Origin of the sequence: Nodularia chucula CCY0103 (assembly GCF_963923915.1) — a bacterium.
GTDB lineage: Bacteria > Cyanobacteriota > Cyanobacteriia > Cyanobacteriales > Nostocaceae > Nodularia > Nodularia chucula.
Genome location: NZ_CAWUOL010000015.1, coordinates 41,480 through 68,380, shown reverse-complemented (window position 1 = coordinate 68,380; position 26,901 = coordinate 41,480). Strand labels below are relative to the sequence as shown.

22 protein-coding genes and 1 tRNA gene are annotated in these 26,901 nt (G+C 39.7%); 18 read left to right on the top strand and 5 right to left on the bottom strand.

Annotation, left to right across the window (positions count from 1 at the left end; translation table 11 throughout):
• Positions 1-1,029: 1,029 nt before the first annotated feature.
• Both ACM0OP_RS07040 and ACM0OP_RS07035 read right to left on the bottom strand, forming a co-directional pair.
• Complete coding sequence (locus ACM0OP_RS07040) at positions 1,030-2,559, bottom strand: hybrid sensor histidine kinase/response regulator (protein ID WP_414527683.1); 1,530 nt, start codon at positions 2,557-2,559, stop codon at positions 1,030-1,032.
• A 7-nt stretch (positions 2,560-2,566) separates the two neighbouring features.
• A complete protein-coding gene (locus tag ACM0OP_RS07035; RefSeq protein WP_414527682.1) occupies positions 2,567-4,528 on the bottom strand; it encodes a PAS domain-containing sensor histidine kinase in 1,962 nt (653 codons plus the stop codon).
• 287 nt (positions 4,529-4,815) lie between these two features.
• Between ACM0OP_RS07035 and ACM0OP_RS07030 the strand changes: the two genes are divergently transcribed.
• From ACM0OP_RS07030 to ACM0OP_RS06970, 13 genes are all read left to right on the top strand, one after another.
• Positions 4,816-4,889, top strand: a tRNA-Val gene (locus ACM0OP_RS07030).
• Positions 4,890-5,588: 699 nt separating this feature from the next.
• Positions 5,589-7,265 carry a bicarbonate transporter BicA gene (gene bicA, locus ACM0OP_RS07025; protein WP_414527681.1) on the top strand — a complete coding sequence of 559 codons (1,677 nt, stop codon included), beginning with the start codon at positions 5,589-5,591 and terminating at the stop codon, positions 7,263-7,265.
• A 125-nt stretch (positions 7,266-7,390) separates the two neighbouring features.
• Positions 7,391-8,764: a cation:proton antiporter gene (locus ACM0OP_RS07020; protein ID WP_414527680.1), complete on the top strand. Its 1,374-nt coding sequence runs from the start codon at positions 7,391-7,393 to the stop codon at positions 8,762-8,764.
• A 34-nt stretch (positions 8,765-8,798) separates the two neighbouring features.
• The gene (locus tag ACM0OP_RS07015; RefSeq protein WP_414527679.1) at positions 8,799-9,134 is read left to right on the top strand and encodes a cation:proton antiporter subunit C; all 336 of its coding nucleotides are present in this window, start codon (positions 8,799-8,801) and stop codon (positions 9,132-9,134) included.
• A complete protein-coding gene (locus ACM0OP_RS07010) occupies positions 9,131-10,567 on the top strand; it encodes a cation:proton antiporter (RefSeq protein WP_414527678.1) in 1,437 nt (478 codons plus the stop codon). Before ACM0OP_RS07015 ends, ACM0OP_RS07010 begins: the two co-directional genes overlap by 4 nt.
• Positions 10,564-10,953 carry a Na+/H+ antiporter subunit E gene (locus tag ACM0OP_RS07005; RefSeq protein WP_414527677.1) on the top strand — a complete coding sequence of 130 codons (390 nt, stop codon included), beginning with the start codon at positions 10,564-10,566 and terminating at the stop codon, positions 10,951-10,953. Before ACM0OP_RS07010 ends, ACM0OP_RS07005 begins: the two co-directional genes overlap by 4 nt.
• Positions 10,950-11,201: a hypothetical protein gene (locus ACM0OP_RS07000; RefSeq protein WP_414527676.1), complete on the top strand. Its 252-nt coding sequence runs from the start codon at positions 10,950-10,952 to the stop codon at positions 11,199-11,201. Before ACM0OP_RS07005 ends, ACM0OP_RS07000 begins: the two co-directional genes overlap by 4 nt.
• Positions 11,198-11,476, top strand: coding sequence for a monovalent cation/H(+) antiporter subunit G (locus ACM0OP_RS06995; RefSeq protein ID WP_414527675.1), 279 nt, complete (start codon positions 11,198-11,200; stop codon positions 11,474-11,476). Before ACM0OP_RS07000 ends, ACM0OP_RS06995 begins: the two co-directional genes overlap by 4 nt.
• Positions 11,469-12,023, top strand: a complete 555-nt coding sequence (locus ACM0OP_RS06990; protein WP_414527674.1) for a DUF4040 domain-containing protein — start codon at positions 11,469-11,471, stop codon at positions 12,021-12,023. Before ACM0OP_RS06995 ends, ACM0OP_RS06990 begins: the two co-directional genes overlap by 8 nt.
• Positions 12,023-12,685 (top strand): Na(+)/H(+) antiporter subunit B, encoded by a 663-nt coding sequence (locus ACM0OP_RS06985; RefSeq protein WP_414527673.1) that lies wholly within the window; start codon positions 12,023-12,025, stop codon positions 12,683-12,685. The genes ACM0OP_RS06990 and ACM0OP_RS06985 overlap by 1 nt, the downstream gene beginning before the upstream one ends.
• Positions 12,686-12,771: 86 nt before the next feature.
• On the top strand, positions 12,772-14,748 hold the full coding sequence (locus ACM0OP_RS06980; RefSeq protein WP_414527672.1) for a GUN4 domain-containing protein: 1,977 nt from the start codon (positions 12,772-12,774) through the stop codon (positions 14,746-14,748).
• A 374-nt stretch (positions 14,749-15,122) separates the two neighbouring features.
• Positions 15,123-15,443 (top strand): hypothetical protein, encoded by a 321-nt coding sequence (locus ACM0OP_RS06975; RefSeq protein ID WP_414527671.1) that lies wholly within the window; start codon positions 15,123-15,125, stop codon positions 15,441-15,443.
• A 330-nt stretch (positions 15,444-15,773) separates the two neighbouring features.
• Positions 15,774-16,175, top strand: coding sequence for a fasciclin domain-containing protein (locus ACM0OP_RS06970; protein ID WP_414527670.1), 402 nt, complete (start codon positions 15,774-15,776; stop codon positions 16,173-16,175).
• 84 nt (positions 16,176-16,259) lie between these two features.
• Here ACM0OP_RS06970 and ACM0OP_RS06965 read toward each other — a convergent pair whose 3' ends face one another.
• Both ACM0OP_RS06965 and ACM0OP_RS06960 read right to left on the bottom strand, forming a co-directional pair.
• Entirely contained in the window at positions 16,260-16,466 is a 207-nt protein-coding gene (locus ACM0OP_RS06965; protein WP_414527669.1) for a hypothetical protein, read from the bottom strand.
• 140 nt (positions 16,467-16,606) lie between these two features.
• Complete coding sequence (locus tag ACM0OP_RS06960) at positions 16,607-19,354, bottom strand: class I SAM-dependent DNA methyltransferase (protein WP_414527668.1); 2,748 nt, start codon at positions 19,352-19,354, stop codon at positions 16,607-16,609.
• Between the two features lie 212 nt (positions 19,355-19,566).
• Here ACM0OP_RS06960 and ACM0OP_RS06955 point away from each other — a divergent pair, with 212 nt between their 5' ends.
• The 3 genes from ACM0OP_RS06955 to ACM0OP_RS06945 all read left to right on the top strand — a co-directional run bounded on the left by ACM0OP_RS06955 (position 19,567) and on the right by ACM0OP_RS06945 (position 22,624).
• Positions 19,567-21,726 carry a Tex family protein gene (locus ACM0OP_RS06955; RefSeq protein WP_414527667.1) on the top strand — a complete coding sequence of 720 codons (2,160 nt, stop codon included), beginning with the start codon at positions 19,567-19,569 and terminating at the stop codon, positions 21,724-21,726.
• A 233-nt stretch (positions 21,727-21,959) separates the two neighbouring features.
• On the top strand, positions 21,960-22,361 hold the full coding sequence (locus tag ACM0OP_RS06950; RefSeq protein WP_414527666.1) for a phage holin family protein: 402 nt from the start codon (positions 21,960-21,962) through the stop codon (positions 22,359-22,361).
• Positions 22,362-22,423: 62 nt separating this feature from the next.
• Positions 22,424-22,624, top strand: coding sequence for a YqaE/Pmp3 family membrane protein (locus ACM0OP_RS06945; RefSeq protein WP_414527686.1), 201 nt, complete (start codon positions 22,424-22,426; stop codon positions 22,622-22,624).
• An 80-nt stretch (positions 22,625-22,704) separates the two neighbouring features.
• On the opposite strand, the gene ACM0OP_RS06940 is transcribed toward ACM0OP_RS06945, so the two are convergent.
• Entirely contained in the window at positions 22,705-23,505 is an 801-nt protein-coding gene (locus ACM0OP_RS06940) for a histidine kinase (RefSeq protein ID WP_414527665.1), read from the bottom strand.
• Between the two features lie 268 nt (positions 23,506-23,773).
• On the opposite strand from ACM0OP_RS06940, the gene ACM0OP_RS06935 reads away from it, so the two are divergent.
• Both ACM0OP_RS06935 and leuS read left to right on the top strand, forming a co-directional pair.
• Entirely contained in the window at positions 23,774-23,998 is a 225-nt protein-coding gene (locus ACM0OP_RS06935; protein WP_414527664.1) for a hypothetical protein, read from the top strand.
• 253 nt (positions 23,999-24,251) lie between these two features.
• The gene (gene leuS, locus ACM0OP_RS06930) at positions 24,252-26,873 is read left to right on the top strand and encodes a leucine--tRNA ligase (protein WP_414527663.1); all 2,622 of its coding nucleotides are present in this window, start codon (positions 24,252-24,254) and stop codon (positions 26,871-26,873) included.
• Positions 26,874-26,901 lie beyond the last annotated feature (28 nt).

Here is a 26,901-nt window from a genome sequence, read left to right as displayed (position 1 = left end):
ATACCTCCCCGTATTTTCTCTTAGTCTTGTTCAGAAATCAAATAGGAGTCCTATAGGACTTACGCAAACTCTACAAATTCTTGGCGTTCTTGGCGACTTGGCGGTATACGCTTCGCGCACGCTACGCGAACAATAAATTAAGCTTTTCGGCAATTTTTGCGTAAGTCCTGCATAAAAAAAGGTTTGGTTTCAACCAAACCTAAATTATTGCTGTGCTTAACAACGTACTGACTTATAATTTAGAATTACTATTTATAGAGTTCATCATCCTTTAGTTAGGATACCCATATAGTAGTTACAACTAACGCCGGATAATATCAAAATAAATCCTATATCATAAGTATGAAAAAGGCTTGGATCAGCCAAGCCTTTATATATACCAGGTGTTTACCGTATATAGATAATTTATATATAAACTGACATTAATTCATCTATCTTATAGACCTGTACAAAATAATGGCAATGTGATATGTAGCTTTGATAAAAAAGAAAACCCTGGCGTTTATTCCAGGGCAGTTATATGTTTTTCCGGCATTAACAAACTGAATAGTAACACTAGAGAAACAATATTTTTTCTTCCTCAAGAAACATACAATTTTAAAAAAATTGATGCTATGTTTATAAGGCTTTACCAACTTATACCAATTTAATATAAAGATGCATAAATAAAATTTAACCAAGCTAGTGGGGTAGAAATAATATACAGCCTCACAAATAATTGATATTAGCAAAAAAATATACAAAATAGGCTCGACTAATAGCCAAGCCCATATATACCAAGAGTTTACCATATCAGTTGATTTTAAAGAGATAAATCATAACTTTCATCTATCTTCCAGAAGTTTACAAATATTGGACAAGCTGATAGGCGTTAATTTTGAGCGCAAAAAAAGGTTTAGCATTTTGCTAAACCTCCATAGAAAGCAGTTATTCGACACACCAAAGTTAATCTAAACTTAGTCTGTATTACATTCATCTTCCTGAAGTATCTATCCAACTATCTTGTAATATAATAAAGCATTACTTAGCTCAAGGAATGACTAAATCACTCAGTATGACTCTAAAGGTTGTCCATCCAGCACTGCTTTCAACTTGAATGATTCCCTGGAGTTGTTCTACTAACTTCTGGACTATAGATAAGCCTAACCCTGTACCACCTTGATTCCGGATATCTGCGTTGGGTAAACGATAGAATTTATTGAAAATTTGTGGTAATTCGGCTGTAGGAATTTCTACAGAATTACGAATCGTAATAACAGTTTTTGGGGCTATTTCTCCAGAATTATGCTCTACATTGACAATAATCATTCCACCTGTGGGAGTATATTTGCAGGCATTATTCAGTAATTCGCCTAATATCCGTTCTAGGCTGGTAGGATCTGATAACAGCGTCGGTAAATTTGAGGGAAGATTTAATTGTAAAGTTTGCTGATGTTCTTGAGCGCGGACTTGAAACGGTGAAACTACCCAAGGGATAAACTGTTCTAATACTAACACATCTGGGTTAATTAGAAGAGAGCCTTCAGTTTCTAAACGTTGTAAGTCTAATAAATCGTTGATTAACCTCATTTCACGATCGCACTCATCGGCTAACATATCTAAATAGCGCTGATTTTCCGGAGATATCAGAGATAATTGCAACATTTGGATGATCACCTTCATATTACTTAGAGGCGATCGCAATTCATGAGAAAATAAATTTAAAAACTCATTTTTGAGTCGATTAATTTCTGATAGCTGTGCTACCAATTGTTCTTGCTCAACTTGCTTTTGACGAACCTTAATAGCCTCTTGGCGCTCAGTCACATCTCGGAAAACCAACACCATACCGATAATCCGATCTTGATCATCTCTAATAGGTGCAGCACTTTCATCAATGGGAATCTCTACACCATCTTTACTAATCAAAACACTTTCTACTAGTGAACTGATAATATCACCGTCTTGCAACACCTTTGTGATTTCGATTTCCGCAGGTTCCTGAGTTTCCCCATGAGCAATATTGAATACTTCTGATAAATTTCTCCCAAAAGCTTCTTCTTGTTTCCAAGCTGTCAGACTTTCAGCCACAGGATTCATAAAAGTAATTAATTTCTCCAAATCACTAGAAATCACCCCATCACTGATGCTGTTAAGCAGTGTAGACAACCATTTTTCATTAGTTTTTAACTGCTTTTCCAGCTTATATTTAGTCAAAGCTATTTCAATATTGATTTGTAACTCTCTTTCTTTAAAAGGTTTTAGCAAATAACCAAAAGGTTCAGTTATCTTGGCGCGTTCTAAAGTTTGATCATCTGCATAAGCCGTGAGATAAATTATGGGAATATCTAAATGTTTATGAATTTCCTGCGCCGCCTCTATCCCATCCATTTCCCCTTTCAATCTAATATCCATTAGCACTAAATCTGGACAAATTTCTAAAGACTTATTAATTGCTTCCTGTCCTGAATGAGCGATAGCTGGAACCGTATAACCAAACTTTTGCAGCCGATTACGTAAATCTTTGGCAACAATCGCTTCATCCTCTACTATGACAATGTTTATGGGTGTGTTTGTCATTATTTAATCAAATTTTATCAATATAGGGAAAATCTATCTTAAATTCTACGCCAATATCGCTCTTAATATTGATAGAGCCGGAAAGTTGACTAGTTAAAGCATCTATTAGCTCCCAGCCTAATGATGCTGTATTTTGAAAATCAAAATTTGCTGGTAAACCAATACCATTATCCTTCACTATTAGTATAATTTGATTTTCATGATTTTTGGTAATTTCAATATTCACTTCCCCTTTATTCGTCCCCACAAAGGCGTGTTTAAAAGCATTAGAAACCAATTCATGAATAATTAAACTACAAGGAATTGCTGCATCTAAATTTAGGAATATATCTTGACCAACATTAATATCTAAGAGAATTACATTAGTATTTAGTTCATAACAACTGCATAGACTAGAAACTAAATCTTGCACATATTCATGTAAATTAATCTTGGCTAAATCTGGTGATTGATACATTTTTTCGTGAACCAAAGCCATTGAAGCGATACGCTGCTGACTTTGCTGAAATATTACCATGTCCTCTGAGTTTTTAATATATGCAGATTGGAGATTAAGCAGGCTAGAAATAACCTGCAAATTGTTTTTAACTCGATGGTAAATTTCTTTTAACAACACTTCTTTTTCTAAAAGTGAGGCTTTAATTTTCTCTTGGGAATGCTTGCGATCGCTAATATCTTCCACAACAGAAATAAAATACTTTGGCTCACCATCAACCTCTCTAATTAAAGAAACTGTAATATTAGTCCACACCAGAGAAATATCTTTCCTTAAATAGCGTTTTTCTAGGGAATAACTGTCAATTTCACCTGCTAATATTTGGTTAACATAATTAATATCATCTTCCAGATCATCACCATAAGTAATATCTTGAAAACTCAGCCTGTACAGTTCCTCAGATTTATAGCCAACAATATCACAAAGCTTTTGATTAACTAATAGCCACTCTCCATTAATACCTACATGAGCAATACCAACAGCCGCTTGGTCAAATGCAGATCGGAATTGCTCTTCGCTTTCTCTTAATGCCTTCTCTATGCGCTGGCGCTCGGTAATTTCTGCTGCTAGTGAATTATTGATTTGTGTTAACTCTAAAGTCCGTCTTTCAACTCTACTTTCTAGTTCCTTGAGTAGGTCACTTAAAGCCTTCTCCGCTTCCTTGCGTTCAGTAATGTCAGTATAGGAACCTACCATCCGAACTACATTACCATCTTCATCCCACAGGGCTTGACCTCGATCCAAAATCCATTTGTAATTACCATCTTTACATAAAACTCGATGCTCATTAGTGTAAAATGGTGTGAGCTTAGAAAAATGATTTTCAACTGCTTTCATTACCCCGTTGCGGTCATTTGGATGTACCCGCATCACACTTTCATCTACATAGTGAGAAATTTCCTTTTCTTCATACCCCAGCATTTCTTTCCAGCGAGTAGAGAAGAAAACCTCATTAGTTTTCACATTCCAATCCCAAATCCCATCATTATTCCCACGTAAAGCTAACTCCCAGCGTTGCTCACTTTCTCTCAGCACCTCTTCTGTACGTTTCCGTTCCGCAATTTCCTTTGCTAGTTGACAATTCGCTTCTTCTAGTTCAGCAGGACTTGGTAGCGCTAAAGCTTGAGGTATTAAAGGTAACATTTGTAAAGCCGTCAAAACAGACACAAAGGCAGTGATAGCTTTAATTAACCCCGATAACCAATAAGTCGGAACCCAAAGCGTCCAGACATTCATCAGATGAGTCGTACCGCAAGCAATGATAAAAGCGCTAAACATCAAGAATATCCCACCGAAAGGTATATCTTTTCGTTTGCGGACAAAATAAACCAGCATCACTGGAATAGAATAGTAGGCAAAGGCAATTAACGAATCAGAAAGAACGTGTAACCATACCAAACCGGGTTTCCACAGATAGCAATGTCCATGAGGAATAAATTGGGTGGAAACAAAAATATCTAAAAATTCCAGCATTAGGATTTTTATATTCCTGAATTAGCAGTATTTATGCGAGTGGCAATTCATCCGGTAATATTTATTACTATTAATATATACCAGGAAACAGGAAACTCTACAGCCAACGCAGGGTATTACGGGGTTGAAACAATGTCACTGTAAGGGTTTCACCTTTTGATGTCTAAAGAAAGAAGGAAAGAAATTATCTGAGATATTTGTCTATGCGTTTGAGAAACATGAGGGCGTGAAAAATAATATTTGCTTTACAGTAAAATATATGTTATATTAAGTTTTCGTTTGGTTAAGGACGTATAGCTCAGTTGGTTAGAGCGCTACGTTGACATCGTAGAGGTCCCCCGTTCGAGCCGGGGTACGTCCATTTAACAAAAAACTTAGATGTTAAAAGTTTTGCTATTAATTGAGTATAGTAATTTTTTTTACTTGGCTGACTTATTTGTGCAGTGCTAGTCATCTTGGTTAATTTAATAATAGGACTTACGCATAAGTCAGGGGAAAACGAACCACAGAGACGCAGAGTACACAGAGGAATGAGGGTTTGAGAGTTTTTTGCTTAAGTCGAATATAAATCACAGATAGGAGCGATTAGCGTCACCTTGATTGCTCATTTCTGAGGAAATTTCCTGTATTGCAGGCAGTATCGAAGCTTTTATAAGATTTTTTTATTAAATAAATATTTAAAATAAATTTTACTTAATAGGTATAGCCTTTTATCTATGCAAATAATTTAATATTTATTTCATACTTATGGTTGTAAAAAGATAATATTCATCCATAACGCTGTAAGCTATTCTTAACGCCATTCAAGTTCATGACAAAAAAGACTCACAATTAATGTCAGTTTTTTAGTCAAAATTTTTCACTGTTCTTGACCTCAGTCGTTTTTTTTGGGGATTCGCATTCACGATTCGCCATCTAAAAAGGCAACATATTCTGCCGATTGGCAAAGACTTCAACTTTTCTTTGTCAGATTTTTAATATCATCAAGATAAAACTTCCTCCAAGTTGCGCGTAATTTTACAAATCAAAACTTTAATATTTTCCTAATCAAAACCGCCAGATGCAATTGACTAATACTATCCATTTTAGAAACTTAAAAGGTGACTTATTCGGTGGTTTAACTGCCGCTATTGTTTCCTTACCTCTAGCACTAGCATTCGGTGTCGCTTCTGGTGCTGGCCCTGCCTCTGGTCTTTATGGCGCGGTCTGTATCGGTTTTTTTGCCGCCTTATTTGGTGGGACACCAACGCTGATTTCTGAACCTACCGGGCCGATGACTGTAGTCATGACTGCTGTGGTTAGTTCCATTATGGCAAACAACCCAGATAACGGTTTGGAAATGGCTTTTACCGTAGTGATGCTGGCGGGGATATTTCAAATATTATTAGGAGTATTTAAGCTGGGTAAATATATTACCCTGATGCCATACAGTGTGATTTCTGGTTTCATGTCTGGGATTGGAGTCATTCTAATTTTGTTGCAACTTCCCGCTTTTCTGGGACAAACCACTGGTAAAGGTGGTGTACTGGGACTGGTACAAAATTTACCGCAGATATTAGCAAAGATAAATCCTGTCGAAACGGCTTTGGGCGTGATGACTTTGGCAATTATCTATTTAATGCCATCTAAATTAAAGCGCTTTGTGCCACCACAATTAGTAGCTTTAGTATTTGTAACAATCGTTTCCCTGGTATTTTTTGGAGATGTTGAAATCAGAAGGATTGGGGAAATCCCGATGGGCTTGCCAAAGTTTTATATGCCTAGCTTTAGTCTAGAAAATATGAGGGCAATGTTGGTCGATGGGGCAATGTTGGGGATGCTAGGCTGTATTGATACTTTATTAACTTCGGTAATTGCAGATAGTTTGACTCGCACTGAACATAAGTCTAATAAGGAATTAATTGGTCAAGGTATCGGTAACTTAGTATCTGGTTTATGTGGTGGACTGCCTGGGGCTGGCGCAACTATGGGAACGGTAGTGAATATCCAGGCTGGTGGGAGAACGGCTTTATCTGGTTTGACTCGTGCTTTAATTTTACTGATTGTGGTTTTGTGGGCAGCTGGTTTAACTCAAAATATCCCTATGGCAGTATTGGCTGGTATTGCGCTAAAGGTGGGGATTGATATTCTTGACTGGAGCTTTTTGAAACGCGCGCATCAGGTATCTCTCAAGGGTGCGCTGATTATGTACGGCGTGATGTTTTTAACGGTATTTGTTGACTTAATTGTGGCTGTGGGTGTGGGGGTGTTTATTGCTAACATCTTAACGATTGAACGGCTTTCACAGTTACAGTCTCAGGATGTGAAGACGATTACCGATGCCGATGATGCCATTGTTTTAAATGATGAAGAGAAAAAATTACTTGATCTAGCTAACGGACGGATACTGCTATTTTACCTGAGTGGGCCGATGATCTTTGGGGTTTCTAAGGCGATCGCGCGTGAACATTCCGCCATGGCCGATTCTGATGTACTAATTTTAGACCTCAGTGATGTGCCAATGTTAGGCGTGACGGCTTCTTTAGCAATTGAAAATGCCATCAAAGATGCCTGTGAACAAGGTCGTCATGTCTTAATTGTCGGTGCATCTGGCAAAGTGAAACGCCGCTTAGAAAAATTTGGCATTGAGAGATTCGTACCTGCCCATAATTTCTTCATGAATCGTACAGAAGCACTGAAGCAAGCCTTGGCTTTAGTCGATGATCCATATTCAAGTAGCATCAGCGAAAAAGCGTGAATATGATTACTCACTCATACCTACCAGTATGAAATTTAACTAGTTCAACAGAGGTAGGCAACTACCTATTCTCCGAGGAATTGCTCTCATAGGACAATTGATCAATCTAACAGAAAGATAACAAGATGTTGACAGACTTAATACTTAACTCACCTCTAATCGCAACCACCAATGAAGCCGAAAATGCCCCCATTGTTTTGGCTGGTGTATTACTCAGTTTAGTAGTCATTTATCTTGCCAGTAAAATTGGCGGTGAGTTATCTAGAAGTATAGACTTACCTCCGGTCTTAGGTGAATTACTGGGTGGCGTGGTGGTAGGCGCTTCTGCACTACATTTAGTTATGTTTTCTGAAAGTGGTGCAGCTGCAACTGACTCCAACATTATGACTATCCTGCAATTGATTAACAACATCACTCCCGCAGCAGTCACATCAATTTTTCAAAGCCAGAGTGAAATCATTTCCATGCTGGCAGAACTGGGCGTGATCATTCTGTTGTTTGAAATTGGTTTGGAATCAGACTTAAAAGAACTAACAAAAGTTGGCTATCAAGCAGCAGTTGTGGCTTGTATTGGGGTAGCTGTTCCCTTTGCTGCTGGTACTGCAGGATTGATTTGGTTATTTCATGCTCCTGTGATTCCGGCAATTTTTGCAGGTGCGGCACTGACAGCTACTAGTATTGGAATTACCTCTAAAGTTTTGGCAGAATTAGGGCAGTTAAAATCTGCTGAAGGTCAAATTATTGTGGGTGCAGCTGTCATTGATGATATCTTAGGCATCATTGTCTTGGCAGTAGTTGCCAGTCTGGCTAAAACAGGGGAAATTGATATTTTAAATGTCATTTATCTGATTGTCAGCGCTACAGCTTTTCTGGTGGGTTCAATTCTTCTGGGTAAATATTTCAATAGCGGTTTCGTTGGCATTGCCAATAAATTGCAAACACGAGGAAACTTAATTATCCCAGCATTGATCTTTGCATTCTTGATGGCTTTTTTAGCCAATGCAATTCATTTAGAAGCAATTTTAGGAGCCTTTGCGGCTGGGTTAGTTTTGGATGAAACAGATAAACGCAAAGAGCTAGATGAACAGGTGAAACCCATTGCGGATATTTTAGTACCTGTTTTTTTTGTGACCGTGGGGGCAAAAGTTGATTTAGGAGTTCTCAATCCTTTAGTTCCTGAAAATCGCGCCGGATTAATTATTGCTACTTTCTTAATTGTGGTAGCGATTATCGGCAAAATTATTACAGGTTGGGCTGTGTTTGGAAAACCAGGAATTAACCGTTTGGCGGTTGGTGCGGGGATGATTCCCCGTGGCGAAGTTGGGTTAGTGTTTGCGGGGATTGGTGCAGCTAGTGGTACTTTGGATAAACCATTAGAAGCGGCGATCATTACTATGGTAATTTTAACTACCTTTTTAGCACCGCCTTTGTTGCGGTTTGCATTTAAACAACCCCCTGCAGAAAAAGAAACTTTAGAAAAAGCTAATTTGATCAGTTAGCTACTTTGATACCACTACTCAACAAATAACTTCCGTGTTAGAAGCATTTATATTTGCCACAATCTTATGTGGCTTTTTCGGCATAATACTGAAAAAAAATTTGGTAATGAAAATCATCTCTATGGATGTGATGAGTACAGGAGTTATCGCCTATTACGTACTGGTTGCATCCAAAGAGGGCTATTTCACACCCATTGTGGGCAAAGTCGAAAATCCCGCTTATGCCGACCCGGTTCCCCAGGCGGTGATCTTGACGGCTATTGTGATCGGCTTTTCAATTCAGGCTGTAATGCTGGTGGGTGTCATGAAGCTAGCGCGGGATAATCCCACCTTGGAAACTAACGAGATCGAGAAAAACAATACCCCATGAGTACCATTACCATCGCCTGGATTGCACTACCGTTTTTTTTAGGGTTTGTGATTTATCTGCTACCCCAAGTTGATCGCTATCTCGCCCTGGGGGTAGCCTTGGTTTCCCTGGGATATGGATTGCAGGTATTTTTCCAAGAGTCGCCGTTGACACTGGGGTTACTGGATAATTTCGGGGTGACATTAGTAGTTGATCAATTGAGCGGCTACTTTATCTTGACTAATGCTTTGGTAACGATGGCGGTGATTCTCTACTGTTGGCACAGTGATAAGACGGCTTTCTTTTATACGCAGATAATCATTTTACATGGCAGTGTTAATTCTGCGTTTGTCTCTGGGGATTTTATCAGTTCCTATGTGGCTTTAGAGGTAATTGGGATTGCGGCATTTTTATTGATTGCCTATCCCCGTACTAATCGCTCTATTTGGGTGGCTTTGCGCTATCTGTTTGTGAGCAACACGGCGATGCTGTTTTATCTGGTGGGGGTGGTGTTGGTTTATCAGGCGAATCATTCTTTTGCTTTTGCCGGTTTGGGTAACGCACCAAAAGAGGCGATCGCCCTAATTTTTTTGGGACTCTTGACAAAAGGGGGAATTTTTGTATCAGGTTTGTGGTTGCCGTTGACTCACTCAGAATCAGAAACCCCAGTGTCGGCGATGCTGTCAGGAGTTGTGGTAAAAACTGGTGTATTTCCCCTGGTACGCTGTGCTTTGATGTTGGAGGAAATAGATCCAATTATCAGGATTTTTGGCGTGGCGACAATCGTGCTAGGGGTAGTCTGTGCCATCTTTGAACAGGATACTAAACGAACGCTGGCATTGAGTACTATTTCCCAGTTAGGCTGGATTATGGCTGCACCGGCGGTGGGAGGTTTGTATGCACTGGCACATGGACTAGTGAAATCGTCGTTGTTCTTGATAGCCGGAAACTTACCGAGTCGCAATTTTCAGGAATTGCAAGATAAACCCATGAACATAAGGGTGTGGATTGTCTTGGTGATGGCTAGTCTCTCGATTTCCGGTTTTCCTTTATTCGTAGGATTTGGGGCCAAGATGTTGACACTCCAGAATGTGTCACCTTGGCAAGAGATCATCATGAATGTGGCGGCGGTGGGAACGGCAATGGTGTTTGCCAAATTCATCTTTTTGCCCCATGAAAAATTAGAGCTAGGGGGAAAATTTAAACCGACTTTTTGGTTAGCAATGATACTGTTAATTGGTGGGCTAATTACGGCTAATACTCTATATTTGGAAGCATATACCATTGCCAATATCACAAAATCACTGGCTATCATTGCCGGGGGTTGGTTAGGTTATTTCTTGATTGTTCGCCGAGTTGCGATTAAGTTACCCCGTGTGTTGGAGCAACTTGAGCATTTGATAGGGGTAATGAGTTTAATGTTGCTGCTGCTATTGGGGTTGATATTGGCATGATTGGGCATTTAAATCTGATATTGCGGTTAACTATTTGGTTTTTGCTCACTTCTGATTTTAGTGTGGCTAATATCATTATTGGTGTCAGCGTGGCACTGTTATTACCGGGTCGTCAAAAAGCGCCGGAATCATTAAAGCATTGGCTGCGTGTGCTGGGTGAGGTGCTTGTGGCGATACCGCAAGCATATCTTGAGGCTGTGGAAATTATCTTTCGTCCCCACAAACACGAAGATGTGATTATGGAACGAGTTAAACCCCAACGCACGCCAGGACTTGTGTTTTTAGATATATTTTTGATTACCTTTACACCTAAGACCATTGTTTTAAAATATCACCAAGATGGCTGGTATGAAGTCCACCGGATTACTCGGAGGAAAAATTCATGAATTTGGTATTGATAGCCATGATTATTGCTTTACTTATACCGATGTATGAGGCTTGGCATGATGATGATATTTGGCAAAAAATGTTGGCTTTTGCCAGTATTGCTACTAAGACTTCAATTATGATTTTGATTGTTTCGGTGTTACGGGATGATTGGATGATTGGTGTTGTGGGAATTATTATTTTGAGTGTGGGGAATGCGGGATTAATGTTATTAGCACATCTACTAAAACGGATGGGGAGCTTATGATTAACCTGTTGAGTTATGTTTGCATCGGAGTAGGCATCGCTTTTTGGTTTTGGGGAACTTGGCCGTTGATTGGCGATCGCTCGGTATTATTTAAGTTACATAGTCTTTCCGTTGCCGATACCCTTGGCTCCATGTTGATTGTTTTTGGGCTACTGTTACAAATCCCCAGGGAATGGCCGCTACTGCTTCTAGGTATCATCTCCTTGGCAATTTGGAATACAGTTTTGGGCTACGTGTTGGCATACTGTTCTAGCACTGAGGCTGATCATGACTGATAACTATGTTTATATTATTACTGCCCTGATGCCTTTATCAGCAATTATAGTTGTATTACAGGTAAATCCCTACAATGCCTTAGTGGTTCAGGGAATATTGGGCGCGGTGGCGGCTTTGGTATTTGCACTGTTTGGGGCGGCAGATGTAGCTTTAACCCAAGCTTTGATGGGGACTTTCCTGGCCATTACTCTCTATGCGATCGCCGTGCGTTCATCTTTAGTTATGCGTTTGGGGGTACTCTCCATAGATCAGGAAACCCCAGAGGATTTTGGGCAATTATTGGATGAATTACGCCAAATTTTTCGCAAACACTATATGCGCTTAGAATTAGTAACCTATTCTAATACACAGGACTTGCAGCAAGGATTAATGGATAAAGAAATTCATGCTACCTGTATCAGGCGATCGCCATCAGCAGTAGAGCAGGAACCCTATCACACCTTCATCAGAGTCCGCCGCATTTACGAAATTATCCAAACCGAACTTTTATCACCAGCAACCATGCTGACCTATGTAAATACACCAGACTCAGAGGAGAAACATTGATGAAATGGGTCTATATAGCAGCCGGCGTAGTGTTGTACTGCATATTTATGATTATTCCCAATACTGTATCAAATACCTTAGATATTGCGATCGTTCAATCCATAGTTGAAGATAGCGGTGTTCCCAATGCAGTCACCGGAATCATTCTCAGAAATCGCCTCTATGACACCATCTTTGAAGTCGTAGTATTTACCATCGCCGTCATGGGTGCGCGTTTTCTGCTAGCCGATGAAAAACCATTATCCAACATTTATCAATTCACAGATCAACCATCCATTATCCTAGCGCGTCTAGGCGCAACTATTTGTGCCTTAGTAGGAATCGAACTAGCGATTCGGGGACATCTTAGCCCTGGTGGTGGTTTTGCTGCTGGGGTAGCCGGAGGAACAGCCATTGGCTTAGTAGCTATTACCTCCTCTACAGATTCAATGCAAGCCATTTACAAGCGCTGGAACGCCGCCAGATGGGAAAAAGTTTCCGTTTTGGTGTTTATTTTACTGGCGGTGATCACTCTGAGTGGATTGGAATTACCCTACGGTCAATTGGGTGCGCTGATTAGTGGTGGAATTATACCCATACTGAATATCTTAGTAGCAATTAAAGTCTCTTTGGGTTCTTGGGCAGTAATTTTGCTGTTTATTCATTATCGGGGATTGTTATGAACTTTGATCACGCAGAGGCGCAGAGGCGCAAAGATAATTAGAGCAAATTAGGGATAAAATGATCACAAATTCCCGGTTTTGAGTTTATGCGTCAATGTCTTAATCCCGACTGTCTCCACCCCAACCCTGATAATTTCCAATTTTGCCAAAAGTGCGGTAGTAAGTTACTTTTTCGAGAAAGGTATGCGCCGCAGTCAATTTTAGGACAAGGGGGATTTGGGCGGACATTTTTAGCCATTGACGAAGATAAACCCTCAAAACCTTTTTGTGTGATTAAGCAATTTCTCGCCCAAGCACAGGGGACAGATAGCATTGAAAAAGCTTCTCAGTTATTCGCACAAGAAGCAGAACGTTTAGAAGAATTGGGTAAGCATCCGCAAATCCCAGAGTTAATGGCTTATTTCACCGCAGATAATCGCCAATATTTAGTGCAAGAATTTGTGAAAGGGGAAACTCTAGAAGCAGAGTTAGATAAAAACGGGGTTTTTTCAGAACAGCAGATTAGAGAATTATTAATAGAACTCTTAGAAATCTTGGAATTTGTTCACAGTCAACAGGTAATTCACCGAGATATTAAACCTGAGAATATCATTCGTCGGAGTTCTGATAACAAATTATTTTTAGTGGATTTTGGCGCAGCTAAAGTAGTTGAGAAACAACAGCGCACAGCTACGGCTACAGTTATCGGCTCGGCGGAATATTGCGCCCCTGAGCAGTTGCATGGTAAACCTAAATTTATTAGTGATTTATATAGTTTGGGTGTAACTTGTCTGCATTTATTAACAGCAATCAGCCCCTTTGATTTATATGATGTGATGGAGGGCGAATGGGTATGGCGAGATTATTTGAATGGGAATGTTATTAGTGATGAATTTGGTCAGATACTGGAAAAGTTAGCAAATCCTATCCCTAAGCAGCGTTATCAATCTGTTGCAGAAGTTGTTAATGTTTTAAATCCTGTTTCATTAAAGAAAATCACCTCACCATCTAACCAAATTTCCGCAAGCGCAGAGGGGGAATTAAAGTCAGTTGTGGGGATGGATTATAGCAAGTTGCGTGAGTTACTCGCTGCGGGAAAATGGAAAGAAGCAGATGAAGAAACAAGGCGCGTTATGTTAGCTGTAGCGAAGCAGGAAAATAAAGGTTGGTTAGATAGTCAAACTACGGATAAATTCCCCTGTGAAGACCTCCGCACCATTGACCAATTGTGGTTGAAATATAGCAATGGACACTTTGGTTTTTCTGTACAACAACGCATTTATCAAAGTTTAGGGGGAACGAAAAAGTGCGATTTAAAAGTATGGGAAGCCTTTGGGGAAAGCGTCGGATGGAGAAAAGGAAACAGCTGGTTGAATTGGAAAGATATTATTTTTGACATCACAGCACCAGAAGGACACCTTCCTTTAGGTGTTGTCGGCGAATGGGGTATTGGAAATGTCGGTGGTGGATGGGTAGGACATCTTTTATCTCGTGTCGATAGTTGTCAGCTTTGTAGTCCACAAGTCATAAATGTTTTCCATCCTGCAAACGAAGTGAGAAGAACCTCACCCTTTAACCCTTTCCCCGCAAGCGCAGAGGGGGAATTAAAGTCAGTTGTGGGGATAGACTATAGCAAGTTGCGTGAGTTACTCGCTGCGGGAAAATGGAAAGAAGCAGACGAGGAAACATTTCACCTTATGTTAGTAATAACCAACCGAGAAAAATATGGTTGGTTAGAGGGGAAAAATATTTATAACTTTCCCTGTGAAGACCTCCGCACCATTGACCAGTTGTGGGTTAAATATAGCAATGGGCACTTTGGTTTTTCTTTACAACAACGCATTTATCAAAGTTTGGGGGGAACCAGAGAGTATATTTATGAAATTTGGGAAGCCTTTGGGGAAAAAGTAGGATGGAGAAAAGGAAACGACTGGTTGTATTATCAAGATTTGACTTTTTCTACATCTGCACCACAGGGACACTTACCCTCAATTTACCCTTGGAGAAAAAATGGAAAATATCGTGGTGACGCAAGACGGGGTTTTTCTTCTCTCGTATCGAGACTGGAAGACTGCAACATCTAATTTCCACAGACGAATAAGGATTAATTCTCTTTCTCTCTGCGCCTCTGCGTCTCTGCGTGAGATCAAAAAATGATCAGACAATTCTTCGCAACTGTGAAGCAAATAACCCAACCTATTAGTAACAATTTATTCAAGTAACATTCTGTAAAAAAGTAATATTTGTTACGAATCCAAATGATAGCTTGGGATAGTATTTTTCGATTACCCTTAACAGTTATCAGTTAAGAGACATAATTGGGTGAAAATCCCTTACTAGATCAAGGTGATAACTTTTCACTGTTGACTATTTACTGATTTAATCACCCTTTCAGTCTTTGGGTAAAACCAAAATACTTTCAGCTTTGATCAAAATCGGATAGTGGTTACAACAAGAAATGACGAATTTTAATCGGTTCCAAAAATTAATTGCAATTGCCAATGAACATGGAATTATGTACAAGGCATTACCAGAAGAATATTTAATTGCCTCCTTACCTGGATACGATGATTTTTTATTAGCTTTTAGTTGGTCTGGTACAGTTGCAGAACAGCCACCAGAACAGGAACTAATCGCAATTAGTTTACAGGATATTACTAAAGAAATAACTATTGCGGCTTGGCAGATTCCCCCTTATTTATTTGGCAATGTGTTAAGGCAGTCACAGATGCTTGTCACTGCTTATGAAGACTTTATGCTAGGAATAAATAACTCATAGCTAAAAAATTTTGAGAGGATTTTTGTGATTTACTATGATCACGATGAAATAAATGATTAGGTTTTAAAAAAGTAATTTGTGTAAAAACAAATCTAAAATCAACACATACCTTGATATAGGCGATTTCACTATTTTTATAATCTCGACTTTATCCATGCTTTTGGCAATGTGATAAATAGCACTGCCACCTATGTGGAAAGGTATTTTTACTTTTTTAACTTCATCTAATCTAATTCACTCAAATGAAATGTCTTCTATATGTCTCAAGATAGATACTATCTAATATCAAAAAGTTTACCGTTGTAACGAAATATAAAGGAATCAAAAAATATGGCGGACATTGTAGATACTGCTGCAAATGCTGGCTCTTTTAACACTCTAGTTGCGGCTGTCAAAGCTGCTGGTTTAACAGATACTCTCAAAGGTTCTGGTCCATTTACCGTTTTTGCACCCACTGATGAAGCGTTTGCAAAGCTTCCCGCAGGTACAGTTGATGCATTGCTTAAGGATATTCCTAAGCTGAAAAAAATCCTGACTTATCATGTGGTTTCAGGTAAAGTATTGGCTGCCGATGTAGTCAAGATGAAATCAGCTACTACTGTTCAAGGTTCTGATGTAAAAATTGATGCGTCAAATGGTGTCAAGATTAATGATGCCAAGGTTGCAACACCAGATGTTGCTGCTGATAATGGTGTTATTCACGTGATTGATACAGTGTTGATTCCTGCATAAGCATAAGCTCAATACCTAATTTATAGTTGCAGGATAGTGATTAGCTTTAGTTACTATCCTGCAATTGTTTGGATATATTTTATCTTACTGTCTCTGTAAAAATCTCTCAGTGCCGACCAAAACCAAAATTAACAGCAATAGCTGAAACTGCCAAGGTGCTAATATTAAACTCAAAATTAAACTGATAACTGTAAATAAACTAATAAGATAAGCTATTTCCCCATCACATTTTTTTGATACATAGCCGGTAGCTAAAGCAGTACAGAGGGGAATCAAAAAAGACAAATGCATTTTTCCTATCCTCGTAACTAAATTCTCAAAATAGATCCAAGCAGATGAACACTGTGTTTATTTATAATTGTGGTTGATTCTAGCAAAAAACTGGGGCATCACGACTCACGGGAATAGCGATCGCCACATCATCGAATTTATTAACTATCTTTTTTCTTGCTTCGCTTTTTCTTCTCAACTTTGAGCAATGGCGCACTTAGGGCTTCATAGAGGCTAAATAAATATTCGATGCGATTTAGTTCGCTAACAAAAGGCTGGGGACGATAGCAAAGGTCTACGGCTTTGTCTAGGGCTTTATGTGCTTTTACCAAGTCGGGCGGCATGGTGAGAGGATCGTAAAGATCAGCGAGACTACTATCGGTATATTTTGCTCTTGTGTCTAATACTGCTTGCGCGGCGGTTTCGACTTTTTGCTTTTGTTTGTCGCTGACATTTTCAGGGAATGGATAGTTGTTGTAAACGATTGTATTTGAATAACGAAAACGACTTTCTAATCTTCCACAAACGTACTTAACCCAAGTCATGTGCATCTCAGAAGTAAGAACACCAAATAGATAAAAGCTAGAATCAGCAATAAAAGAGCAAAGATTGCTTGGCACTATAGTCTTATCAATAAATCCAAAAGGAACATATTTTCTATTCTCTGATGAAACTAATGGAACAATAATTGCGGAATCTGGATTATGCTTATCTCTGAACGTTGTAGGATAGTCTGCTAAAAAACGAGCTTTCTTATCAGGACTTACTGATCTTAGCTGTCTTACATTTTCAATCCTCTTCATCACTAAAGGCATTTTCTTTAATTCCTGTGGCTGTGCATTAACAAGCCAAAGACACCATCGACTTTTGCCATTGATAAACTCTTCTGAACCAATGAATTGCTTAAAATACTTAGCTGCTAAAGGCTCTTCTTGAATAAATTTATATTTCTCTTCATCATTAAAAATTAAGTTTCCACCATCTATAGCCTTATTACCAGCTAACATTGAGGATACGTTACAAATTGGCTTAGTTCTTTTCAGAATTACTAAATCATTACCCTCAGCTAAATACGGATTAATATTTCTAATTCTTTTTTCTGTTGGTTCGCCCTTGATATCTACATAATCAAAGATTCTCTTATTTTCAATATCTTGCAACCCAAAGCCAATAATCACACAATGTACAGCAGCATTAGCTTTAGCCTCATTACTCCAACTAAAGGTACGATGGGCAAAATGAATTTTAATTTTATATTTGCTATAAAGTTCTTGCCAAAGAATGCCAACTTGCTCACCTTGAGAAATTGAACTGGTGCTAACAAAACCACAGCGAATATCAGTATTTTGAATTATCTGCGCCGACTTGATATACCAAGCCGCAACATAATCTAAAACCCCTGCACCTTTCACACCAGCAAATATTTCTTGCATATCCGCTTTTTGTTTAGCATTTTGTAAATGTTTCCCGACAAATGGAGGATTACCCAAAATAAAATTTAACTTTTCTTTTACAACAATCGACTCCCAATCAATCCTCAACGAATTACCATGCAAAATCTTCGCGGCTTTTTTCAATGGTAAACGCACAAAATACTGCCCAAACTCATTACTTACCTTCACATTCATCTGATGATCGATCAACCACATCGCCACCTCAGCCACCCGCACCGCAAACTCATCATACTCAATCCCCGCAAACTGATCGACATCCACCTTAATAAACAACCCGACATCAAGGAAACTTTTGTGCTTCCTATACAATTCTTTTAAAATTTCAAGCTCTAAATCTCGCAACTCTCGATAAGTGATAATTAAGAAATTGCCACAACCACAAGCAGGATCGAGAAAATGCAAATTCGCAATCTTCTGATGTAACGTTTCTAGCTTGCCCTTACTACCCTTAGCTTTCTCAAACTCAGCATACAGATCGTCCAAGAAAAGCGGCTTAATCAACTTTTGGATATTCTTCTCAGAAGTGTAATGCGCCCCTAAATTGCGCCTTTCTGTCTGATTCATTACCGCCTGAAACATCGAGCCAAAAATTGCAGGAGAAATTTGACCCCAATCACAACCACAAGCCTTTAACAACATTTTCCGCATCTGCTTATCAAAAGCAGCAGGTTGTACAGTCTCTTCAAATAACTTCCCATTCACATAGGGAAACTGTGCTAAATTCTCATCTAAATTTTTTAACCGCTTCTCGTTTGGGGTATTTAAAATATGGAAAATTGAAGCAATGTGCATCGCCAAATCACTGCCATCTTCCTTCGTATGCAAATCAAGATATTCCCGAAAAATCCCCCTATTAAAAATGCCTGTATAATCAGCAAACATACAGAACAATAGCCGCACTAGATATACTTCTAGATCATGCCCGATGTAACCAATTTCTTTGAGGAGATCGTGCAGTTTTCCCATCAATTCTGCCGCTTTAATATTGACAGGATCTTCATCCTTATAAACCCGTTTTTCATATCCCGCTATAAAGCCGAATAGATGCACATGATTTACAAAATCTTGTAGCTCAAACTCTTTGGTTTCGTTCGTATCTAAATCATAAAGCCTGAATTTTTGGAAATCCGACACCAAAATATATTTCGGTAACTCATCCTCCTTTAAATTTGGAAAATAATCTTTTGCTTGTTGTGTAGCCTTATCTAAGTCCTTGCCCCTAGATTTATGCTCCACCAAAATCATTCCTTTCCACAAAAGATCGATAAAACCCTGTTTATTGTCTGCCTTTTTGATTGGTAACTCAAAACTCCCCACCCGCCGCCGTGAAATGCCAAACACATTAAAAAATTCATTCCAGAAGGATTGCGACTCTGACTTTTCTGAAGTTTCACTTTCCCATTCCTTAGAAAAGGCGATCGCCCTTTGCTTAATTTCATTCCAACTTAGAGGCATATCTGTAAATGTTAAGGTATAATTTTAAACAATCTTTATAATATAATTCAGTTGCTAAAAGTAGTGCGATCTTGTATGGTGCGTTCCCTAGTGCAACTTCTTCTACTCAGACAAGAGATTATTGGGAACGCAGATAAATATCTTGGAGTAAAATACTGAGGAGATGATCTAGCATATTACATTTAGGAGTACCTTTTTCAATTAAACACCCGATGCTCAACATTCCTCAACTACTGGCGACTGAATTAAACCTCAAACCCCATCAGATAGAAAACGCCTTAGAACTTTTAGCAGAAGGTGCGACAGTTCCCTTTATTGCACGTTACCGCAAAGAGCGCACCGGGGAAATGAATGAAGTCCAATTGCGCGACCTGTTTGAGCGATATACTTATTTAACAGAATTAGCAGCCAGAAAAACCGTAATTTTAAATGCGATCGCGGAACAAGGTAAACTCACAGAAGAACTCGAAGCCAAAATTACCGCCTGTTTACAAAAAACTGAACTGGAAGATTTATATCTCCCCTATCGTCCCAAACGCCGTACCCGCGCCACTATCGCCAGAGAAAAAGGTTTAGAACCCTTAGCGCAGTTGATCAAATCCTTAAATATCCCCAATGCTGCAACCGCATCACTAGAAAACGCCGCAGCCAAGTATGTTTCCCAGACTCAGGGAGTGAACACAACCCAAGAAGCACTCAAAGGTGCTGCTGATATTTTAGCGGAAGAGGTCGCCGAAAAAGCCGAATTACGGGCATATCTGCGTGACTACTTCCTAGCCGATGGGTTATTTGTCTCTCACATCAAAAAAGATTACCCCGAAGGAACAACCAAATTTGAAATGTACCGCAACTATCAGATGCGGGTAAAAAATATTGCTCCCCATAATCTGCTGGCTTTGTGTCGGGGTGAAGCTGAGGGAATTTTAAACTATGAACTGGCTTTTGATGAAGATGTCGTACTTAATTATCTGGAATCACGAGAAATTAGGACAAGGGACAGCATAATTCGTGATTTTTATCAAGTCATGCTTAAAGACGCATTCAATAGGTTAATGAAAACTTCCATTATCGGTGAGGTAATTTCTCAGAAGAAAACATACTCTGATATAGAATCAATTAAAACCTTTGAATCAAATCTGCGAGAATTACTGTTATCTGCACCAGCAGGAATGAAACCCACTTTAGCCATAGATCCAGGGTTTAGAACTGGGTGTAAAGTTGTGGTTCTCGACCAAACCGGACAATTTTTAGAATACCAAGCTGTGTTTCCTCACCAAGCAGCTGAACAACGCGCCAAAGCTGCACAAACTCTCAAAAATCTGATTACAAAATATCAAATCCAGTTAATTGCAATTGGTAACGGTACGGCTTCCCGCGAAACAGATGAATTTGTCGCTGAGGTATTACAAACCATCAACCTCAAACCCATTAAAGTTATGGTAAATGAGTCCGGCGCATCGATATATTCTGCTAGTGAAGTGGCGTTAGCAGAGTTTCCCCACTTAGATATTACCGTCCGGGGTGCGATTAGTATCGGTCGCCGTTTGCAAGATCCTTTAGCGGAACTAGTAAAAATTGACCCGAAATCTATCGGTGTGGGACAATATCAACATGATGTTGATCAAAAGTTGCTGAAAAAGAAACTAGATGAAACTGTAGAAAGTTGTGTTAATTACGTTGGTGTGGACTTGAATACAGCTTCTAAAGAACTTTTGACTTTTGTTTCGGGAATTACACCTACAATTGCGAATAATATTGTCGCTTATCGCAACGAACATGGCATATTTAAGAATCGCCGACAACTATTAAAAGTAGCGAAATTGGGGCCAAAGGCTTTTGAACAAGCTGCGGGTTTTCTGCGGATTCGAGGCGGTGAACACCCTTTAGATAATACAGCAGTGCATCCAGAAAGTTATGCTTTGGTGCAGGCGATCGCCACTGATTTAAATGTATCCTTAAATCAAGTTACAGAAATTGCCGCAAAACTCAAAAAAACCAACCTGAAAAAATACGTCACCGATAGCATTGGCGAACCCACACTGCGGGACATTATCAGCGAACTCGACAAACCCGGAAGAGACCCCCGTGCAGAATTTAAATACGCCACCTTTAGAGAAGGAATCACAGAAATTAGCGACTTACAGGTAGGAATGGAATTAGAGGGAATTGTTACCAACGTTGCTAACTTTGGTGCATTTGTTGATATTGGTGTACATCAAGATGGTTTAGTACACATCTCCCAACTAGCCGATAAATTCGTAGAAGATACCCAAAAAGTTGTCAAAGTTGGACAAGTTGTCAAAGTCCGTGTTTTAGAAGTTAACGAAAAATTGCGACGGATTAGTTTATCCATGAAAGCCGTTTCACAATAAATTATAAAATTCATAAACTCCCCTCCTCGCTTGCGGGGAGGGGTTGGGGGTGGGGTCTTATGACACAAAAGAGAATTTACCGAATTTTTTGTACACCTTAGCCTTTTACGGTAGAAATGTTGAATTGATAATCATCCTAATGGTAGACGTAAAATCTATCTTAAATCAGATGTAAAATCCCACCGATTATTGAAGAATAATAGAATAAAGAGTCGTATTTTTAGGTGAACACAATGTGGGCAACATTTTTAAGCGCCATAGCTACAGCATTAAGCTTGTTAATTGTTGATTTAGTTGTACCGGGAGTCAACATTGCTAACTTTCCAGCAGCTATGATCGCGGCTGTAGTAATTGGTTTGATTAGTGGTTCACTTAAACCAGTGCTTTCCGCTCTTTCTTTACCGCTTAACTTAGTCACATTAGGAGGATTTTCCCTAATAGTTAACGGTTTTTGTTTCTGGTTAGCAGCAGTCCTAGTTCCAGGGTTTGCAGTTCGTGGACTTATCGCCTTTATCCTCGGTCCAGTGATTCTCTCTTTTGCTAGTACCTTCATTAACAATTATTTTGCCGAAAAAAATCCCGCTTTAAACAGCAGTGGTGACGTAAAGACCCAAGGCGAATTACCTTCTCAATAAGTTCTGACTAGGAGTAGCAACCCTACTCTTTCCACAACGTAACTAAAGAAAATTACCAAATCATAAAGATCATGCGTTTACTTTTAGGTGTATTACTGCCTCCTGTAGGTGTTTTTCTCACAGTGGGTGCTGGCCCAACTTTGCTCATCAACATCTTACTCACCTTTTTAGGTTGGGTTCCCGGTAGCATCCATGCAGTTTGGGTAATTGCTAAACATAACCAAATGAATGCAGAAAGAATGAATGCAGAAAGAAGTAGTTAGTTAATCTCCAAAGTTTGTAGTGAGGACTTTAGTCCTCAAAGAAGGCCTAAAACCTTAACTACAAACTTATTTTATTGAGCCTACTTTTTGATAAGTTCCTCATGTTTATCAGCAGGTTCCTTATCTTTGAACATATCAGCTGCTGATAACAGCAACTCCCGTAAAGTCTGTTTGATTTGACGTTCTTTTTTAGCGATCGCCGAACCAGCTTCACCTAGTTTATCTTCTAGTTGCGATCGCTTCTCCTCCACTTGCGTAGCTACCACTTCAGCTTGGGGACGAGCTTGATCATACCAATGTTTTGCCTCATCAATATAATCTTTAACCTCACCATCCCGTCCACCATAGCGCGCAGCAAAATTTGCTCTCACGATGGCTAATTGTGCTTGCAATTGAGCATAACGTTTCTTTAACAAAGATACTTCTTCACTATCCCGAATAGTATGAATAGCAGAAGCAATGGCATTTTTAGTATCATCAGTTTTGTCTTTGCCAGTTTCTTCAATCTCTGCTAAAATACCATCCACCTCTTGCTGAATTTCTTCCTCTTCACTATCTAATTGAGCTTGTAGCTTTTTCACTTCCGCCTGAGTTTTCACAATAGCAGCGTGTCGTTTACTATTAACACCTTCCAGCGCCCCTTCAATAGAAGCCGTCACCTCCTCCCTAATTTCCGTACCCTTATCTTGAAAATTTTCAATTACAGCAGAAACCGCATCTTTTACCAGATACCGAATATCGCTAGAACCTGCTTTCAACTCCGAACTTAACTGAGAAACAGCAGACTTCACAATTTCTCGAATACGTTCAGTTCTTAGCTGTCCAGTTTCCTTAACTTGCTGCAAATCACTTTGAATTTGTTCTTTAATATTCTGAGGCATTTTAACACTTCCTGTTTAGCGAGGGAAATAAAAATTTGGAGACATCATCTTCCATACACATTATCCTCAATACTTTAAATAATAGACACCTCCTTTAGATAGAAAAGCCAGATAATTCAGCATTTAAGTAGATGATCTCTAAAATCATTCCCCTGATTATTTCCTTCTTTACTTCTTGTGCTTATGGGTCTTTTGCCGTGATTTCCTGTGCAATTAGTGTCACCTGCATGAGATAATCAGTATTAATAACTATTAAACGAGATAAATTATGTGGCGGGTTAATGTTACTTGTTCTGGTGACGCTTGGAAACAACATGGTGCTAACTTCAAAACCATGTCAGACAAATATCAAGGCGAGTGTATTTCTTCCAAAAAAATGCCAGATGGCACCAGAATTATGGGCTATAAAATAGAAGATGTCAGCGATGCCGAAGCATTTCAAGAAGAATGTGCCAACTTGCTAGGATTTACCGCCGACTTTGAATCTCTATAGTCCTGACAGGCGATGCTAATACCAATTCTGTGTCAGGATGCGCTAAATTTGTTTCCTGCTTTCTTTGTGTCCTTTAAGGACGTTAGGACATAAACTGATCATAAAAGTTAGACACCGAAAAGCTTTTTCCCCACTCCCCACTCCCCAGCAAAATAATTAATTTCCCGATTCCTGTTTTTAATCAACTCAATACACTGCCTAGCATCTACAATATGTAAGCACACAAAATTACAGTCCTCTAGGAGAATTTTTGGTGGATTCCCGATATAACCCAGCAGACATTGAGGAAAAATGGCAACAAACATGGGCAGAACTTGGCTTAGATAAAACACCTGCAAATAGTCACAAGCCCAAATTCTACGCCCTTTCCATGTTCCCCTACCCATCGGGCAGCCTACACATGGGTCATGTCCGTAATTACACAATTACAGACGTGATTGCACGCCTCAAGCGAATGCAAGGATATAGAGTGCTACATCCAATGGGTTGGGATGCCTTTGGTTTACCAGCAGAAAACGCCGCCATTGATAGAGGAGTTCCCCCAGCTAAGTGGACTTATCAAAACATTGCCCAAATGCGCCAGCAGTTACAGCGTCTGGGTTTGTCCATCGACTGGGAAACCGAACTGGCTACTTGTTCCCCAGATTATTACAAATGGACACAATGGATTTTCTTACAATTTTGGCAAGCCGGGTTAGCGTATCAAAAAGAAGCCGCCGTTAACTGGGACCCCGTTGACCAAACTGTTGTCGCTAACGAACAAGTTGATAACGAAGGACGTTCTTGGCGTAGTGGCGCAAAAGTTGAGCGGAAACTATTACGGCAATGGTTTTTAAAGATTACCGACTACGCCGAAGAATTACTCAATGATTTAGATAAATTAACAGGTTGGCCGGAACGGGTCAAGTTAATGCAAGCCAATTGGATTGGTAAATCCACAGGCGCTTATTTAGAATTTCCTGTAGTGGGAAGTAATGAAAAAATCCCTGTCTACACCACACGCCCAGATACAGTTTATGGTGTTAGCTATGTAGTATTAGCGCCAGAACATCCTTTAACTCAAGTTGTCACCGCCCCAGAACAAAAAGCAGCAGTAGAAACTTTTATTCAAGAAGTATCTCAACAAAGCGAATTAGAACGCACCGCCGAAGACAAACCCAAGCGAGGTATCCCCACCGGGGGCAAAGTCATTAACCCTTTTAATGGAGAAGAAGTACCCATCTGGATTGCCGATTATGTACTGTATGAATATGGTACTGGCGCAGTCATGGGTGTACCTGCTCACGATGTCCGCGATTTTAAATTTGCCCGTGTTTATAATTTACCCATTGAATTTGTCATTGCTTCCGCCGATGATGTGGCTGATTTTGACTTAACGCCAATATCAGCAACAGACGAAGTTACAAAACTGATTAAAATTGAATATAACGAGGCCTACACTGAACCAGGAATTGTGATTAATTCTGGGTCTTTTACTGGGATGGACTCCACAGATGCCAAAGCTGCAATCATTCAATATGCTGAAGCAGAAAATTTTGGCAAACTCAGAATCCAATATCGTTTACGAGATTGGTTAATCTCCCGACAACGTTACTGGGGCGCACCTATACCAGTAATTCACTGCCCAAATTGTGGCATAGTCCCAGTCCCAGATGAGGATTTACCAGTTAAGTTACCTGAAGAAGTGGAATTGACCGGCAGGGGTGGTTCACCTTTAACTCAGTTAGAAAGTTGGGTAAATGTCCCCTGTCCCACTTGCGGCACTCCCGCCCAGCGCGAAACCGATACAATGGATACCTTTATTGATTCCTCCTGGTATTTCTTGCGCTATCCCGATGCCCAAAATCAGCAGCAAGTTTTTGACCCCGCCAAAACTAATGACTGGATGCCAGTAGACCAGTATGTGGGTGGCATTGAACACGCTATTTTACACTTGCTGTATTCCCGATTTTTTACTAAAGTTCTGCGGGATAGAGGCTTATTGAACTTTGATGAACCTTTTACACGTTTGTTAACTCAAGGTATGGTACAGGGTTTAACTTACATGAACCCGAATAAGGGCGGTAAAGATAAATGGGTTCCCTCTAATTTAGTCAATGCTGCTGACCCCTGCGACCCGCAAACAGGGGAACCATTGCAACGCCTCTATGCCACCATGTCTAAATCTAAGGGTAATGGTGTCGCACCAGAAGACGTAATTAGTAAGTATGGTGTAGATACAGCACGGATGTTCATCTTGTTCAAAGCACCCCCAGAAAAAGACCTGGAATGGGATGAAGCCGATGTGGAAGGGCAATTCCGCTTTTTAAATCGGGTCTGGCGTTTAGTAACAGATTATGCTAAGGCTGGAGTATCGCGCAAGAAAGCCGATATTGCTAATTTAAGTAAGCCAGAAAAAGAATTACGCCGGGCAATTCATACCGCCATTCAAGCTGTCACAGAAGACTTGGAAGATGAATATCAATTCAATACAGCTGTTTCGGAATTGATGAAGTTAAGTAATGCCTTGACTGATGCTGACTGCAAAAATTCCCCGATTTACGCTGAAGGTATTCAAACTTTAGTGATTATGCTGGCTCCTTTTGCCCCACATATTGGTGACGAATTGTGGCAATTATTGGGTAATAATAATTCCATCCATACTCAAACTTGGCCATCTTTTGATCCAGAGGCTTTAGTGGCTGAGGAAATTACTTTAGTAATTCAGATTAACGGTAAAAAACGTGCTGATATTCTAGTTCCTGCACAAGCTGATAAAGCCGAGTTGGAAAGATTAGCCCGTGATGCTGAATTAGTTCAGCGCTACATTGAAGGGAAGGAGATTAAAAAGGTGATTGTGGTTCCCGGAAAATTAGTGAATTTTGTCGTGGTTTAGTTATAGCGGGATGTACTTGAATGAACTA